This window comes from Stackebrandtia nassauensis DSM 44728 (genome assembly GCF_000024545.1).
Classification (GTDB): Bacteria; Actinomycetota; Actinomycetes; order Mycobacteriales; family Micromonosporaceae; genus Stackebrandtia; species Stackebrandtia nassauensis.
The window spans coordinates 6,110,565-6,125,128 of sequence record NC_013947.1 but is presented as its reverse complement, the minus strand read 5'-3'; the positions used below and the strand labels follow the sequence as shown (position 1 = coordinate 6,125,128).

General features: G+C 67.7%; 16 protein-coding genes. 7 read left to right on the top strand and 9 right to left on the bottom strand.

Features of this window, described 5'->3' with window-relative positions; translation table 11 throughout:
• Positions 1 to 136 precede the first annotated feature (136 nt).
• Positions 137 to 1,012, top strand: a complete 876-nt coding sequence (locus SNAS_RS28515) for a helix-turn-helix domain-containing protein (RefSeq protein WP_013020963.1) — start codon at positions 137 to 139, stop codon at positions 1,010 to 1,012.
• Between the two features lie 26 nt (positions 1,013 to 1,038).
• Positions 1,039 to 1,254: a DUF397 domain-containing protein gene (locus tag SNAS_RS28510; protein ID WP_013020962.1), complete on the top strand. Its 216-nt coding sequence runs from the start codon at positions 1,039 to 1,041 to the stop codon at positions 1,252 to 1,254.
• A gap of 57 nt (positions 1,255 to 1,311) precedes the next feature.
• Here SNAS_RS28510 and SNAS_RS28505 read toward each other — a convergent pair whose 3' ends face one another.
• Positions 1,312 to 2,232, bottom strand: a complete 921-nt coding sequence (locus SNAS_RS28505; protein WP_013020961.1) for a proline dehydrogenase family protein — start codon at positions 2,230 to 2,232, stop codon at positions 1,312 to 1,314.
• Positions 2,233 to 2,364: 132 nt separating this feature from the next.
• Between SNAS_RS28505 and SNAS_RS28500 the strand changes: the two genes are divergently transcribed.
• Positions 2,365 to 2,901: a CGNR zinc finger domain-containing protein gene (locus tag SNAS_RS28500; RefSeq protein WP_013020960.1), complete on the top strand. Its 537-nt coding sequence runs from the start codon at positions 2,365 to 2,367 to the stop codon at positions 2,899 to 2,901.
• Here the strand turns inward: SNAS_RS28500 and SNAS_RS28495 are convergent.
• Complete coding sequence (locus tag SNAS_RS28495) at positions 2,898 to 3,689, bottom strand: sugar phosphate isomerase/epimerase family protein (RefSeq protein ID WP_013020959.1); 792 nt, start codon at positions 3,687 to 3,689, stop codon at positions 2,898 to 2,900. The two genes, SNAS_RS28500 and SNAS_RS28495, sit on opposite strands and share 4 nt — an antisense overlap.
• Before the next feature lie 35 nt (positions 3,690 to 3,724).
• Here SNAS_RS28495 and SNAS_RS28490 point away from each other — a divergent pair, with 35 nt between their 5' ends.
• Positions 3,725 to 4,531 (top strand): DUF3109 family protein, encoded by an 807-nt coding sequence (locus tag SNAS_RS28490; RefSeq protein WP_013020958.1) that lies wholly within the window; start codon positions 3,725 to 3,727, stop codon positions 4,529 to 4,531.
• Here SNAS_RS28490 and SNAS_RS28485 read toward each other — a convergent pair.
• From SNAS_RS28485 to SNAS_RS28470, 4 genes are read right to left on the bottom strand one after another with little or no spacing between them, the layout of a single operon-like run.
• Positions 4,503 to 5,546, bottom strand: coding sequence for a LacI family DNA-binding transcriptional regulator (locus SNAS_RS28485; RefSeq protein WP_013020957.1), 1,044 nt, complete (start codon positions 5,544 to 5,546; stop codon positions 4,503 to 4,505). The genes SNAS_RS28490 and SNAS_RS28485 overlap by 29 nt on opposite strands.
• Before the next feature lie 34 nt (positions 5,547 to 5,580).
• Positions 5,581 to 7,215, bottom strand: a complete 1,635-nt coding sequence (locus tag SNAS_RS28480; RefSeq protein ID WP_013020956.1) for a type 2 periplasmic-binding domain-containing protein — start codon at positions 7,213 to 7,215, stop codon at positions 5,581 to 5,583.
• Between the two features lie 12 nt (positions 7,216 to 7,227).
• Positions 7,228 to 8,109, bottom strand: a complete 882-nt coding sequence (locus SNAS_RS28475) for a carbohydrate ABC transporter permease (RefSeq protein ID WP_013020955.1) — start codon at positions 8,107 to 8,109, stop codon at positions 7,228 to 7,230.
• A complete protein-coding gene (locus SNAS_RS28470) occupies positions 8,106 to 9,095 on the bottom strand; it encodes an ABC transporter permease (protein ID WP_013020954.1) in 990 nt (329 codons plus the stop codon). Before SNAS_RS28470 ends, SNAS_RS28475 begins: the two co-directional genes overlap by 4 nt.
• A gap of 143 nt (positions 9,096 to 9,238) precedes the next feature.
• Here SNAS_RS28470 and SNAS_RS28465 point away from each other — a divergent pair, with 143 nt between their 5' ends.
• Together SNAS_RS28465 and SNAS_RS28460 are read left to right on the top strand one after the other, a co-directional pair.
• Complete coding sequence (locus tag SNAS_RS28465) at positions 9,239 to 10,240, top strand: hydroxyacid dehydrogenase (protein ID WP_013020953.1); 1,002 nt, start codon at positions 9,239 to 9,241, stop codon at positions 10,238 to 10,240.
• A 233-nt stretch (positions 10,241 to 10,473) separates the two neighbouring features.
• Positions 10,474 to 11,661: a Cmx/CmrA family chloramphenicol efflux MFS transporter gene (locus SNAS_RS28460; RefSeq protein ID WP_013020952.1), complete on the top strand. Its 1,188-nt coding sequence runs from the start codon at positions 10,474 to 10,476 to the stop codon at positions 11,659 to 11,661.
• A gap of 22 nt (positions 11,662 to 11,683) precedes the next feature.
• Here the strand turns inward: SNAS_RS28460 and SNAS_RS28455 are convergent, their stop codons facing one another.
• A complete protein-coding gene (locus tag SNAS_RS28455) occupies positions 11,684 to 12,214 on the bottom strand; it encodes a dihydrofolate reductase family protein (protein ID WP_013020951.1) in 531 nt (176 codons plus the stop codon).
• Positions 12,211 to 12,792 (bottom strand): TetR/AcrR family transcriptional regulator, encoded by a 582-nt coding sequence (locus tag SNAS_RS28450; protein ID WP_013020950.1) that lies wholly within the window; start codon positions 12,790 to 12,792, stop codon positions 12,211 to 12,213. Before SNAS_RS28450 ends, SNAS_RS28455 begins: the two co-directional genes overlap by 4 nt.
• Before the next feature lie 107 nt (positions 12,793 to 12,899).
• Between SNAS_RS28450 and SNAS_RS28445 the strand changes: the two genes are divergently transcribed.
• Positions 12,900 to 13,739: a WD40 repeat domain-containing protein gene (locus SNAS_RS28445; RefSeq protein WP_013020949.1), complete on the top strand. Its 840-nt coding sequence runs from the start codon at positions 12,900 to 12,902 to the stop codon at positions 13,737 to 13,739.
• 13 nt (positions 13,740 to 13,752) lie between these two features.
• Here the strand turns inward: SNAS_RS28445 and SNAS_RS28440 are convergent, their stop codons facing one another.
• Complete coding sequence (locus tag SNAS_RS28440) at positions 13,753 to 14,496, bottom strand: SDR family oxidoreductase (RefSeq protein ID WP_013020948.1); 744 nt, start codon at positions 14,494 to 14,496, stop codon at positions 13,753 to 13,755.
• Positions 14,497 to 14,564 lie beyond the last annotated feature (68 nt).

Below are 14,564 nucleotides of genomic sequence, written 5' to 3'. Positions count from 1 at the left end.
TCGGTAACGATCGCGGGTACAGGAATTGTCCACTAAGTCCGAATGTGCTTTCCGGTGCTGGCGTTACCAAATCGGCTGCTGGATCGTTGTGCCACACAGGAGTACTCCCAAACCGGTTGAGCGTGGAGGTTCGGACATGTCATCTCAGGAACCGCAGGCGCGTCAAAGCCCGTCATTGCGGCGGCGTCGCCTGGGCTCCACCATGCGCCAGTTGCGGGAGGAGGCAATGGTTTCGCGAGAACTGGCAGGTCAGCAACTCGACTGCTCGGAATCGAAGATTTCACGTATAGAGAATGGTGACGTCCGGGTCAACCGGCGCGATCTGTTCGCGCTGCTCGACCTGTACGGGGTCACCGACGCCACGGTGCGGGACGAGCTGCGGGAGCTGGCCGCCCAGGGCGGCAGGCGCGGCGGCTGGTGGGTCAAGTACAACAACGAGGTCGCCGGGAGCTTCCGGCGGTTCATGGAGCTGGAGACCGTGGCCACCTCGATCCGGCGGGTGTCGGTCACCGCGATCCCCGGCATCCTGCAGACGCCCGAGTACGCCAAGTCCGTCATCGCCGCCACCGCCCCGGAGTCCACTAGGGAGGACATTGAGCGGCGGCTGCTGATGCGCGCCGAGCGGCAGCGCCGGCTCGCCGAGCCCAACCCGCCGAACAACTGGGTGATCCTGGACGAGGCGGTGGTGCGCCGTCAGGTCGGCGGCCCGGCGGTGATGGCCGCGCAGCTGCGTCGGCTGCGCTCGGCGGCGGAGTCGTCACACCTTCGTGTTCAGCTGCTTCCCTTCGAAAACGGTGCGCACGAAGGGATGCCGGGTTCGTTCGCTTTGATGCGTTTCCTACCTCCCGATCCGGACGTTGTATACAGCGAGGGTTTCGCGGGCGAAGTCATCTTGGATGATCCTGAGGATCTGCGATCGTTTTCCCTCCGTTTCGATCGCCTCGCCGACACGGCCCTCAGTCCGGAGCGGACGTCGCGGTTCCTTGAACGGGTGATCGGGGAATACAGCTAGAACTACAGCGGAAAGAGAAGTACATCGTGTACAGAACAGAGTTTCGGCACCCCGTGTGGCGCAAGGCCGCTCGCAGCTTCGCGAACAACGAGTGCGTGGAGGTCGCGCAGCTGAGCGCCCGCACGGTTGGGCTGCGCGATTCGAAGCTGAGCGCCCGGCGGGACTGCCCGGTCCTGCTGGCCGACGCCGCCGGGTGGGAGGGCTTCACCGAGCAGATCAAGAGCGGAACTTTCGGCTCTTAACCGGGGAAGGTTCGAGGCCGTCCACAATGGCGTGGGCGGCCTCGTCGCGTGTTCGGGTTATTTCCTGCTCTTGAGCGACTGCATGAAGAACCGCAGGTTCGCCGGTCGCTCGGCCAGCCGCCGCATCAGGTAGCCGTACCACTGGTCCCCGAAGGGGACGTAGACCCGCACCTGGTAACCGGCCTCGGCCAGCCGCCGCTGCTCGTCGGGCCGGATGCCGTACAGCATCTGGAACTCGAAGGAGTGCGGGCCGCGGTCGTACCACTTGGCCCGGTCGATGGCGATCTCCACCAGCCGGGGGTCGTGGGTGGCCAGCATCGGGTAGCCCTCGCCGCTCATCAGGGTGTTGACGCAGCGCACGTAGGAGCGGTCCACCTCGAGCCGGTTCTGGTAGGCCACCGACTCCGGTTCGGCGTAGGCGCCCTTGCACAGCCGGACCCGGGAGTTCTTGACCGCGAACTCGCGGCAGTCGGCCTCGGTGCGGCGCAGGTAGGACTGCAGTACCGCCCCGGTGCCGCTGAACCGCTGCCGCAGTTTGCCGACGGCGTCGAGGGTGATGTCCGTGGTGGTGTGGTCCTCCATGTCGACCGTCACCGTGGTGTCGGCGTCGGCCGCGGCCGTGCAGATCTCCTCGGCCAGGCTCAGCGACAGCTCCTCGTCGAAGCGCTGTCCCAGCGCCGACAGCTTGATGCTGACCTCGGTGGCCGGGGTGAGGCCCTCGGTCTTGAGCGCGGACAGCAGCTTGAGGTACTCGTCCCGGGTGGACTCGGCCTGGTCGGTGGTGAGCGTGTCCTCACCCAGGTAGTCGAGACTGACCTTCAGGCCGGAGTCGACCAGTTCGCGGCTGGTTCGCAGCGCGTCGTTGGTGTCGGTGCCCGCCACGTACCGCTTGACAACGTTCCGGCTCACCGGTGCGGTGGCCGTGAGACGTTCGAGACGCGATGAGCGTGCCGCGGCGAGAATGATGGATCGCAGCATGACAGCGAGCGTATCTCCACAGTGCGGAGCCGGGGCCGCGGGTCCGACCGAAACTGAACAGACGTTAAGCGGGTAAGGGCTTGCCTCGTTCGTTACTGGTTACTCGCGCCAGAATTGTCTACCGTATGGGATGTGGACTTCGATGCCTACGCTCAAACCGCCGCCGACCTGGTCAACGCCGAGTTGACAGATATGGCGAGTCTGCACGACTTCTTTGGGGGGCGTGTCTGGTGGACCGAACGGGCCACCGAACGCGACCTGTCCACCCTCCGGCGTGCCAAACGCAAACTGCGCGAGGTCTTCGTCAAGGGTTCCTCCGGTGACGACGCCGGAGCCGTCGAGATACTCAACACCCTGCTGCAACAGTTCCCGGTGCAACCGCGCATCTCGGGGCACAGCGACCAGGACTGGCACATGCACGTGACCAGCCGTGGTTCGGCCGTCGCCTCGGAGTTCGTCGCCGGGGCGGTGTGGGGGCTCTCGTCCTGGCTGTGCCGCTACAAGGGGGCCCGGTTCGGGGTGTGTGCCGACGCACGCTGCGGAAACGTGTACCTGGACACGTCCTCCAACAACTGCCGCCGGTTCTGTTCGGAACGCTGCGCCACCCGCTCGCACGTCGCGGCCCACCGGGCCCGCAAACGTGAGGCGGCCGCGGCGGCCGCCGCCTAACCCTCCAAATGGCGGCGCGCGAAATTCAGTGATTCGGCCAGATCGGCCTCACGGACCGCGCGGTGCCCGGACTTGCGGGTCGACACCTCCACCGCGACGGTGAAGTCGTTGCCCGAGGTGGCCAGCTTGCGCAGCAGTTCGGCGCACGGCTGGTTGCCGCGCCCCGGTACCGCGTGCTCGTCGCGCCCGGGACCGGCGCCGTCACCCAGGTGGACGTGGGTCAGGTTGGACCCCATCCGCTCGGCCATCTCCAGCGCGTCGGAGTTCGACGCCGCGCAGTGCGACAGGTCGAGGGTGTAGTTGTCGTAGCCGGGGTTGGTCGGGTCCCAGTGCGGCGCGTAGGGCACGAAACCCTTGCGCGCCATCTTGATCGGGTACATGTTCTCGACCGCGAACCGCAGCTGCGGGAACCGCTGCGCCATCCGCTCCAGCCCGGCGGGGAACACCCGGCCGTAGCCGCGCTGCCAGGCGAACGGCGGGTGGATGACGACGGTGGACGCCTCCAGGTGTTCGGCCATGACGGCGGCGCGGCGCAGCCGCTCCCACGGGTCCTTGCTCCACACCCGTTGGGTCATGAGCAGGCAGGGCGCGTGCACCGAGCCCACCTTCACTCCATAGTGATCGGACAGTGTGGCCAGCGTCCGGAAGTCCTGACTGACGCTGTCGGTCCACACCATCACCTCGACCCCGTCGTAGCCGAGCTTGGCCGCGAGCTCGAACGCCACCGCGGTCGGTTCCGGATATACGGAGGATGTCGAGAGCAATACTGGTGGGGACGCACCGGCCATCGTCTCAGGGTAACCGCGGTAATAGGCTGGTCGACGTGAGGGACACCGAGGAGACGGGGCTGGACTTTCCCCGGGAGTGGATCGAGTTTCCAGACCCCGACGACTCCGACACGATCGTGCGCGCGGATCTGACCTGGCTGCTGTCGCGGTGGACGTGCATCTTCGGGCAGGGTTGCCCGGGCATCGACGCCGAGAACCCGGACGACGGCTGCTGTGTGCACGGCGCCTTCTTCACCGAGGCCGACGACGAGGAACGGGTCCGCAAGGCGGCGGCGAAGCTGACGCCCGAGACCTGGCAGAACTATCGCGCCGACTACGCCGACGTCGTCGTCGACGACACGCTCGCCGATGACGACGGGGTGGAGCAACCGGCGCGCAAGACCGCGACCGTCGACGGCGCCTGCGTCTTCCACAACCGGCCCGGCTTCTCCGGCGGGATGGGCTGCGCCCTGCACGCGCAGGCGCTGCGCGACGGCGTCCACCCGCTGAAGTACAAGCCCGAGGTGTGCTGGCAGGTGCCGGTCAAGCGCGACTATTCCACAGTAGAGCGGGCGGACGGCTCGGTCGCCGAGATCACCTGGATCGGCGAGTTCGACCGCCGCGCCTGGGGAGCGGGCGGGCACGACTTCGACTGGTGGTGCGCCTCGGCGCCCAGCGCCCACGTCGGCGCCCAGCCGGTGTACCGCAGCTACGAGGCGGAACTGATCGAGCTGATCGGCAAGGGCGCCTACGCCAAGCTCGCCGAACTGTGCGCCGAACGCGAACGGATCGGCCAGCTGGCGGTGCACCCCGCCACCCGCAAGGCCCTGCCGCTCACGGTGGCGCCGCGACCGAGTTCCTGATCACGATGTGGGTGCCGAGCGTGACCTGACGCTCGACGGGGTTGTCGGCCAGCGCCAGCCGTACCGCCGCCCGGCCCAGTTCGTGGGCCGGGATGTGCACGGTGGTGAGGCTCGGGGTCAGGTCGGGGGCCGGGTTGCAGTCGTTGTAGCCCACCACCGAGACGTCCTGCGGCACCCGCAGTCCGGCCTCGGTCAGCGCTCGCATCGCCCCGGCCGCGACAGTGTCGTCGGCGCAGAACACCGCGGTGAAGTCACACCCGTGTGCGAGCCGCCGCTTCATCCGCTCATAGCCGGAGGCGCGGTTGAAGTTCCCGTACACGGTCAGGCCGGGGTTCTCGTCGATACCGTGCGCGGCCAGCGCCCGACGGCACCCCTGCACCCGGTCCTCCGCGGTGGTGTTGCCCTCGTTGCCCGCCAGGTGCAGGATCCGCCGGTGCCCGCGTTCGGCCAGGTGGCTGATGATCGCGAAGGCACCGTCGGCGTTGTCGTAGGTCACCACGAACGCCCCGATGTCGGCGGCCAGCCCGGGCCGTCCACACAGCACCAACCGGGAACCGGCGGCGGCCAGGCTCTCGGCGTAGCGGGTCATCCGCTCGGCGTACTCCTCGGTGGGCACCACGCCGCCGATGAGGATCACCGCGTCGGCCTGCTGTTCCCGCATCAGCGACACGATCGCCAGCTCGGTGTCCGCTTCGCCCTGGCTGGAGGCGTACATGCACAGCCGGTCGTCCTCGGCGGCGGCCTCGGCGACCCCGGCGGCGATATCCGAGTAGAACGGTGAACTCATCGAGCCCGACACCATCGCCACCATCTTGGGCCGCACCCCCGACAGCGCCCGCGCGTGCGCGTTGACCACATAGTCCATGTCGTGGACGGCGCGCAGCACCTTGGAGCGCATGCGGTCGCTGACGGGATAGCTGCTCTCCGACAGCACCCGCGACGCGGTGGCGACGGATACACCGGCGCGACGCGCGACATCACGGATGGTCGCGCGCCGCGCCGGTGTCTGGTTCACGAGGACTCCACTGTCTTGAAAGGATGTGGACCCATTATTCCTCAGACGCCTCGTACTCCTCGGCGAGTTCTTCGGCCATGACGTCGCCGCCCTTGGAGTGCCACTTCTTGAGCGTCTCGTCGAAGCTCTTCATGTCCTTGCCGCGGAAGATGACGTCCAGGACACCGTCCAGGACGGTCTTGCGGCATTCGTTGTACTTCTGGGTGACGGCCTTGGAGCGCAGCCCCGTCATCGGGTTGGGGATGGTTATCCCGGCGACCTTCTTCTCCCACTCGTAGACCCGCTCCACCTGATCGGGGTAGCCCGGGTAGAACAGCGTCAGCGGCGCGGCGGAGATATAGGAGATCGGGTAGTTGGTCTTGTTCTCCTTCTCCCACAGCTTGGTCGCGATCGGGACGCCGTCGCCGTCGCGCTCGAAGTGCTTGCCCTCGACGCCGTAGTTGAACAGCTCGTACTCCTTGGTGCCGAACGGCGCCGCCAGGTAGTTGCAGATGTCGAGCAGCATCTTCAGCCGCTCCTTCTTGGCCTTCTTGAACACGACGTACCCGAAGTAGCCGTTCCCGGCCCACGGCGTGGGGTCGGTGTCGGCGAAGGGGTAACCGAAGTCGAGGGTGTACCCGTCCTTGGCGTCCTGGAACGCCTTGGTGCCCATGGCACCCCAGCCGTCGCGGTAGGCGTGGACGGTGGTGTTGGCGTAGTGGGTCTTGTTCTCGATGTTGGGCTGGTTGGGGCTGTCGGGGTAGACGTGCTTGTCGGCGAACTGCTTGGCCAGCATCTCGATCGCGCCCTTGAACTGGTCGGTCTCGAAGGCGGTGGTGAACTTGCCGCCCGACACCTTCCACTCGTTGGGGGCGCCCAGAGATCCGGCCCAGTAGTCGATCCACAGGTCGTTGGACATGCCCAGGCCGTATTTCTTGCCCTTGGTCAACTCGGCCATGGCCTTGACGTACTCGTCCTTGGTCCACTCGACCGGAGCGTCCACCTTGTCCAGTGCGGTGCGGTTGACCATGAGGCAGCCGCCGAACACGGGGCGCTCGGTGGGGATGCCGTACAGCTTGCCGCCGATGCGTCCCACGCCCTTCCATGCGTAGGTGGGGATGTTGGCCAGGCCGGGGTAGTCCTTGATGTTGTCGCCGCTGACCAGATCCGAGATGTCGGCGCAGTTGGCCTGGATGAACTCGTGTTCGCGGGGGATGATCTCGCCGACGCCGAACATGACGATGTCGGGCATGTCGTCGCTGGCGGTCAGCGTGGTCATCTTCTCCTTCCACTCATTGCCGGGCATGAGCTCGATGTCCAGTTCGACGCCGAGCGCGTCGTTGACGGCCTTGACGAAGGAGTCGTTCTTCTTGGGCGGCACCCCGTAGGTGATGATCGCGGCGCGCACCTTCGACCCGTCGCCCGGCTTGTCCCAGCCGGTCGACTCGATCTCCTTGGGGTACTTGGTGTATCCGCCCTGCAGGCCGGTCTTCTCGTCGCCGGGCAGGTCGGGTTCGGGACCGTCGGCCTTGATGTAGTCGGGGTAGGGGACCAGGTCCTTGCCCTTGTTGCTGACGTCGCCGCCACCGCCGCCGCTACAGGCCACCAGGGCCGGTCCGGCGGTCGAGACGAGCGCGGCGACCCCGCCCATCTTGAGGGCGTCACGCCGTTTCAGGTTGAAATCCGACATTTGTCTCTCTTTCTAGGATTTGATCGCGCCGGTGAGAACGCCCTTGGCGAAGAACCGCTGGACGAACGGGTAGACGATCACGATGGGGAGGGTGGCGAGCACGACGACCGCCATCTTCGTTGACTGTGGAGAGTTCTGGACCGTCGATTCGGCGGTGTCGGAGATGGCGGTGTTCTGGGTGACGTACTGCCGCAGGATCGCCTGCACCGGCCACTGATCCGAGTCCAGGTAGAGGATCGCGGTGAAGAAGGAGTTCCAGTACGCCACGGCGTAGAACAGCCCGACCACCGCGATGACCGCTTTGGACAGTGGCATCACGACCCTGGTGAGGATCCGGAAGTCCCCGGCGCCGTCGAGCCGGGCGGCCTCGATGAGTTCGCCGGGCACCGACTGGAAGAAGCCGCGCATCACCACCAGGTTGAACACGTTGACCAGCACCGGCAGGATCAGCGACAGGTAGTTCTCCTTCAGACCCAGTTCCTGAACCACCAGATAGGACGGGATCATGGCGGGCGGGAACAGGAACGTGAACAGGATCAGCAGCAGGATCGGCTTGCCGCCCACCACACCCGGCCGCGACAGCGCGTAGGCCAGGAACACCGTCGCCACCAGGCTCAACAGGGTGCCGACCACGGTGATGCCGACGCTGCGCAGCAGCGCGTCGGTGATGATGCCGCCGGAGATGATGTCCTCGTAAGCCTTGAACGAGAACGACGTCGGGATGACGACCCAGCCGCCGTTGTCGATGACCTCTTCGGGGCTGGCGATCGAGGTCGCCACGATCGTCCAGAACGGGAACAGCACCAGGGCCACGACGATGACCAGGGCGACGGCCTTGGCCGCTTTGACCAATGGGGATGGTTTGCCCATCCACGCGGGACGGTGTGCGCTCATGACGACTTGTACACTCCCGATTCTCCGAGCCGGTGGGCGATCTTGTTGGCGGTGTAGACCAGGACGAGCCCGACGACGCCCTTCATGAGTCCGGCGGCGGCGCCGAGACTGAAGTCGCCGTTCTGGATGCCCATGTAGTAGACGAAGGTGTCCAGCACCTCGCCCGCCTCGGGGCCGACGGCGTTGCGCTGCAGGAAGAACTGCTCGAAGCCGACGGTCAGGATGTCGCCCAGCCGCAGGATCAGCAGCAGGATGATGACCGGGCGGATCGCGGGCAGCGTGACGTGCCAGGTGCGCCGCCACCAGCCCGCGCCGTCGATGGCCGCGGCCTCGTACAGCTGCTCGTTCACCCCGGCCAGCGCGGCCAGGAAGATGATGGTGCCCCAGCCGCACTCCTTCCAGATGACCTGCGCGATCACCAGCGGTTTGTACGCGTCCGGGTTGCCGATGATGTCGACGGTGGACAGTCCGCCGTCGGCCAGCAGCCCGTTGAGGACGCCCACGTCGCCGAGCACCTGCTGGAACAGCGCCACCACGATGACCCAGGAGATGAAGTGCGGCAGGTAGACGACACTTTGGACGAAGCGGCGGATGCTGTCGCGGGTGAGGCTGTGCAGCAGCAGCGCCAGCCCCAGCGGCGCGGGGAAGTAGAACAGCAGCTGCAGGAACGAGATCGACACGGTGTTCCAGGTGGCCTGCCAGAACTCGGTGTTGCCGACCAGGTCGGTGAACTTCTGGACGCCGATCCACTCGCTGGCCCACACGCCGTAGAACGGCACGTAGTCCTTGAAGGCGATCAGGTTGCCGAACAGCGCGCCGTAGTGGAACACCAGGAAGTAGCCGACGCCGGGTACCAGCAGCAGCAACAGCAGCCAGTCGCGGCGCAGCCGGTCGCGCAGTGGTGCGCGGCGCGCCTTGACCGTGCGGACGGTCGCGGTCTTGGGGGGAGCGCTACGCGGGGGTGTGGCGACGGGGGTTGGGGCCACCGGTGAGCCTCCTCACTGAGAGCTTGGGCTGAAGATATTCGGTTTCTATGATCTTGACAAGAGGTGGTCCAGATATTTCTTGCGCGGTTCCTGCTACCTTCTAGAAACCGATTACTCATCGTTTTGGACGTTGTGGAGGCCCTGTGTCCGCCAAACCCCTCGGTGTCTTCGCCATGAGCCGCTTCGCCCGCGAGACGGCGCTGACCCCCGCGGTCCTGGCCCGGCTGCTGTCCTTCGCCGACGCCGACCCCGGGCTGCTGGTCGCCGACTTCGCCGCACCCGAAGCCCGCCACGCCCTGGCCCGCGCCGACTTCCTGGTGACCGGCTGGGGGTGCCCCACAGTGGACGACGCCGCGCTGGAGCTCATGCCCCGCCTGCGTCTCATCGCCCACGCCGCCGGATCCATCAAGCACCACGTCACCGCGCACGTGTGGTCGCGCGACATCACCGTCACCTCGGCGGCCTCCGCCAACGCCGAACCGGTCGCCGAGTACACCCGCGCGACCATCCTGCTGGCCACCAAACGCGCCTTCACCCGAGCCGCGAACTACGCCGCCGACGGGGTCCCCGAGACCCACCCGCGCGACTGCGGCTACGTCGGCCGCACCATCGGCATCGTCGGCGCCTCCCGGATCGGCCGCCGGGTCATCGAACTGCTGCGCGGCTACGACCTGCGAATCCTGGTGTCCGACCCGTACCGCGGCGCCGACAAGCTGGCCGCACTCGGTGCCGAACTCGTCCCGCTCGACGAACTGTGCCAACGCTCCGACGTGGTCAGCGTCCACGCCCCCGAACTGGCCGAGACCCACCACCTCATCGACGACCGACGCCTGAGCCTGATGCGCGACGGCACCGTCCTCATCAACACCGCCCGGGGCTCCCTTGTCGACACCGAAGCCCTCGTCGGCCACTGCCGAGACGGCCGCGTCGACGCCATCCTCGACGTCACCGACCCCGAACCCCTCCCCGCCGGGCACCCACTCCTGCTGCTGCCCAACGTATGGGTCACCCCGCATCTGGCCGGAGCCGAGGGCAGCGAGATCGCACTGCTCGGCGAGTACGCCGTCGCCGAGACCAAGCGGTTCTTCGACGGCGAAGCCCTGCTGGGCGAGGTCACCCAGGCCGACCTGCCCCGGCTGGCCTGACCGAAAAAACGGTTGCGCCCCGACGGACCCCGTCGGGTAGTGTGCCGGCCATGTCGAGCCCCGAAGCGTCCAAGGTGGGGGTTTACGGTCCCGCCGTCAGCCCCCTGAACAGCTGAGTTCATTCGCTCACCCGTGGCGGTAACCGCCCGGGACGCCTTCGCGCGCGCCAGGAGCGCTGACCGCGGTGACGAGACGACCGTTTCCCGTTCCTCTCCTCACCTCGGAGTTTCCCGATGCCGCTTCCGCTCTACCTGCTCGCCCTGGCCGTGTTCGCCATGGGCACATCCGAATTCATGCTCGCCGGTCTCCTACCCGACATCGCCGCGAGCCTCGACGTCTCCGTCGCGACCGCCGGTCTGCTGACCTCGGCCTTCGCCGTCGGCATGGTCGTCGGCGCCCCGCTGATGGCGGCGCTCGCCCGCCGCTGGCCCGCCCGCCACACCCTGCTCGCCTTCATCGCCGCCTCCGCCGCCACCCACATCATCGCGGCCCTGACGTCGAACTTTACGATCCTGCTGCTCACCCGGATCCTCGCGGCGCTGGCGAACGCGGGCTTCCTCGCCGTCGCCCTCACCACGGCGGCAACCCTGGTGGCCGCCGACCGCAAGGGCCGCGCCCTGGCCGTCCTGCTGTCGGGCACCACCGCGGCCACCATCGCCGGTGTCCCGGGCGGAGCACTACTGGGCACGCTGCTGGACTGGCGCGCCACCTTCTGGGCGATCGCGATCCTCTGCCTCCCAGCGGCCCTCGGCATCCTCAAGGGAATCCCGACCCGCTCTATCCACAGTGAATCAGACACCGCCCCCGGTCTGCGCTCCGAACTCGCCCAGCTCGCCCGCCCCCGGCTGATCCTGGTCATGTCGCTGGGCGCGCTGGTCAACGCGGCCACCTTCGGCACCTTCATGTTCCTGGCCCCGATCGTCACCGACACCGCGTCCCTCCCCGACCTGTGGATATCGGTGGTGCTGGTCGTCTTCGGCCTCGGCTCGTTCCTCGGCGTCAACCTCGCCGGACGCCTGTCCGACGCCCGCCCGGGACTCGTCATCGCGATCGCGGGCCCGCTGCAACTGCTCGGCTGGATCGCCCTGGCCCTGCTGGCCACCGAACCACTGGCCCTCCTGGCCCTGACGTTTACCCAAGGCGTCCTGTCCTTCGCGTTGGGCAGCACCCTGATCGCCCGGGTCCTGTACGCGGCCTCGGGTGCCCCAACGATGGGCGGCTCATACGCCACCGCCGCCCTCAACGTGGGCGCGGCCCTCGGCCCGATCGCGGCCGGGGCAACACTCACCGCCGGTCACGGCGACCTGGGCCCCGTCTGGGCCAGCACCGTCCTCGTCGGACTCGCGCTGGCCATCGCCCTGGTCTCCCGACGGGCCTTGACTTCCCAGGCACCTGAACGGTTGTCGTCGGCGGGCCGGTGAGCGGCTCGGCGCTGACCGGCCGCTATTTGTCTACCGTGTAGCGAAGCTGCGCGAAGCCGCCGCCGACGTCGGCCACCGAGTCCAGGCGAAGCGGGACGTCGTGGGACAGTTCGCCGAAGAGCCGGTGACCGGCGCCGATCAGGACCGGGGCGACACTGATGATGAACCGGTCGATGCGACCGGCGCGGACGAAACTTTGGATCAGTCGTCCGCCGTCGGGGTAGACGTGGGTGATGCCCCGCTTATCGAAGTCGGCGACGAGGTCGTCCAGATCGCGGTAGACCGTGACGCGCGGGTCGGCGTCCTCGGGCAGAGTGGTGCTCAGGACGCCGACGTGGCGGTCACCGAAGGGCCAGTTCTCCTCACCGAAGCCGATGACCTTGTCGTAGGTGTTGCGGCCCATGGCGACCGCGTCGACCGAGTCGAGGAACTCGAAGAAGCCCATGTCGCCGGCCTGCTCGCCGCGCGAGGTCAGCCAGTCCAGGTCGTCGTCGAGGCGGGCGATATTGCCGTCGAGGCTGGTGCCGATGAAGACGGTGGCGGTGAAGGTCACGGGGTTCTCCTCAGTAGATGGTCGAGATCGTCGTGCAGCAGGGCGGCGGGGTCACCGTCGCTGGTGAGGGCCCACCGCAGCAGCGAGCCGTCGATGGTGATGTTGACGGCGCGGGCGAGCCGCGGCGCGTCGGTGCCGGGCGACAGTTCGCCCGCCGCGACGGCGTCGGTGATCAGCTCCCGCAGTGCCGCTTCCACCGCGCGGGTGTGCGCGGCGGCGTGGACCCGAAACTCGGGGTCGGACAGGTCGAGCTGGAGCATGCCGAGGTGATTGGCCATCACCTCGGGGGTGGACATGTGACCGGCGAATTCGGCGGCGACGGCGTGCAGCGCCGCCAGCGGCGAGTCGTTCGCGGCCCGCGCCCTGTGGAAGGGTGCCGAGGCAGTGGCGGCGGCGTCGGCGGCGAACGCGAGCAGCAGGCCCCGCTTCGACCCGAAGCGTTGCGACAGGGTCGCCGGGGAGATCCCCGCCTCGGCGCCGATATGCGCCAGGGTGAGCTTGGCGGGCCCGTGGGCGCCGATGGCGCGTCCGGTGGCGGCGAGGATGTCGGCGTCGGTGGTGGCGCGTGGTCGTGGCATGGATTCCTCCTCTCGCGCTCGACGGTATCACATTAATAAATGGTGGTTCATTTATTAATGTGATACCGCGAAAGTCGTCACGGGCCGTGCTCTGGCAAGGTGCCGGTATGTCGACTCCCCTGATCTCCAGCCTGCCCGCCTCCTGCGATCACATCGTTGATTTCGACCTGGTCACCGTTGGCGGTCGGGTGCTCCTCGTCGGCAGCCCCGACCGGGACCGGCTCGTGTGCACCTGGGATCCGGCGAGTGACCGCTGGACGCGGTACGAACTTGACGTCCCGGCTGAGGAGTTCCCTCATACGGAGCTCACGTCGCTGGGTGCCGCGGTGGTCGACGGCCGGATCGTGATCGGCGGCGGAGGTGACCACCAGGGCTTCGTCCTGTGGGACCCGTCCGACGCTGGACCGGAGGACGACTCCGTGGTGGACATTGAGGAGCTGGAATGCCGGTCGGGCACCAGTAGCGCCGCCGCGGCGGGACTGTGGACGGGTCGGCCGGTCGTGGTGGCCGGTGGCAGCGACGGCGGCGTCCTGGTGTGGGACATCGAGGAAGAGCGGCCCCTCGCCGAATTCGACGACCTCGACGAGGAGCTCACCGAGTTCGCGTTGGCCTCGGTGGACGGTCGCACGCGGGTGGTCGCCGCGGGCGAGAACAGCGTGGTGCTGGGAGATCTCGAATCCAGCGAATGGGGCGAACGGATGACCGTGCCCGGCGGTGAGATCAGCTGCCTGACAGCGGCCACCGTGCACGGACGTCCGTTCGCCGTCACCGGGGCGAGCGACGGCACCATTCGCGTGTGGGACCTGGCGGGATGCCGATTGCTGGGCCAACCGCAGGGGCACAACAGTGAGGTTTTCGGGGTGCGGATAGCCGACCTCGACAGCCGCCCCGTCCTCATCAGCAGCGCGCACCGCGACCCGGTCCACCTCTGGGAATTCCCGTCGTAGCGGCTCCCCAGCCTCAGCTCTGGCGTGCCAGCCAGTCGTCGAAGCTGGTCGGGGCGATGCGGGCGTTGTCGCCGGGCAGCATCACGTTGCCCGCCATGTCGGGGCCGAACACCGACTCCCAGCTGGGCACGAGCGTGATGTCGCGGCCGCGGGCCTGGTAGGAGCGGCGGGCCATGTCGACGAGGTCCTGCTTGTCCGGACCGGCGATGTCCACGTGGTAACCCTGCGGTTCGCCGACGGCGACCTCGGCGAGGATGTCGGCGACGTCCTCCTGGGCGATCGGCTGTACCAGGGCCGGGGCGATCGTGGCGACACCGTCCTGTTCGGTCCATCCGGCGACCATCTCGGCGAAGTCGTGGAACTGCGCGGCCGGGACGATCGTCCACGGCACCGGCCCCGACGACACCAGCCGCTCCTGTTCGCGTTTGCCCGCGTAGTGCGGGTTGCCTTTGACCCGTTGGGTTCCGGTGATCGACAGCAGTACGTGGTGACGCACGCCCGCGCGTTGTCCGGCGGCCAGCAGGTTGCCGGTCGTGGCGTTGAACGCCTTCACCACCGCTTCCTCTTCGAAGATCGGGATGTTGGTGACGTCGATGACGGCCTCGACGCCGGTCAGCGCCGCGTCCAGACCCTCGCCGGTGGCCAGGTCGACGCCCAGCGAGCGGCTGATGCCGACGACCTCGTGACCCTGCTTCTCCAGGGCCGCGACGGTGAGTTTGCCGATGTTGCCGGTCGCTCCGGCTACCGCGATCTTCATGTTCCAGTCTCCTGTCGGTGAGTACGCCATTCAATGTAACTCGGACCTTATGGGTCCGCAATATCCGA

Bases quoted from the DNA above. Each gene is read 5' to 3' on its own strand.
- SNAS_RS28480 (WP_013020956.1), bottom strand. From the start codon at position 7,215: ATGTCGGATTTCAACCTGAAACGGCGTGACGCCCTCAAGATGGGCGGG.
- SNAS_RS28475 (WP_013020955.1), bottom strand. From the start codon at position 8,109: ATGAGCGCACACCGTCCCGCGTGGATGGGCAAACCATCCCCATTGGTC.
- SNAS_RS28495 (WP_013020959.1), bottom strand. From the start codon at position 3,689: ATGGCCGGTGCGTCCCCACCAGTATTGCTCTCGACATCCTCCGTATAT.
- SNAS_RS28505 (WP_013020961.1), bottom strand. From the start codon at position 2,232: ATGCTGCGATCCATCATTCTCGCCGCGGCACGCTCATCGCGTCTCGAA.
- SNAS_RS28460 (WP_013020952.1), top strand. From the start codon at position 10,474: ATGCCGCTTCCGCTCTACCTGCTCGCCCTGGCCGTGTTCGCCATGGGC.
- SNAS_RS28450 (WP_013020950.1), bottom strand. From the start codon at position 12,792: ATGCCACGACCACGCGCCACCACCGACGCCGACATCCTCGCCGCCACC.
- SNAS_RS28515 (WP_013020963.1), top strand. From the start codon at position 137: ATGTCATCTCAGGAACCGCAGGCGCGTCAAAGCCCGTCATTGCGGCGG.
- SNAS_RS28445 (WP_013020949.1), top strand. From the start codon at position 12,900: ATGTCGACTCCCCTGATCTCCAGCCTGCCCGCCTCCTGCGATCACATC.
- SNAS_RS28440 (WP_013020948.1), bottom strand. From the start codon at position 14,496: ATGAAGATCGCGGTAGCCGGAGCGACCGGCAACATCGGCAAACTCACC.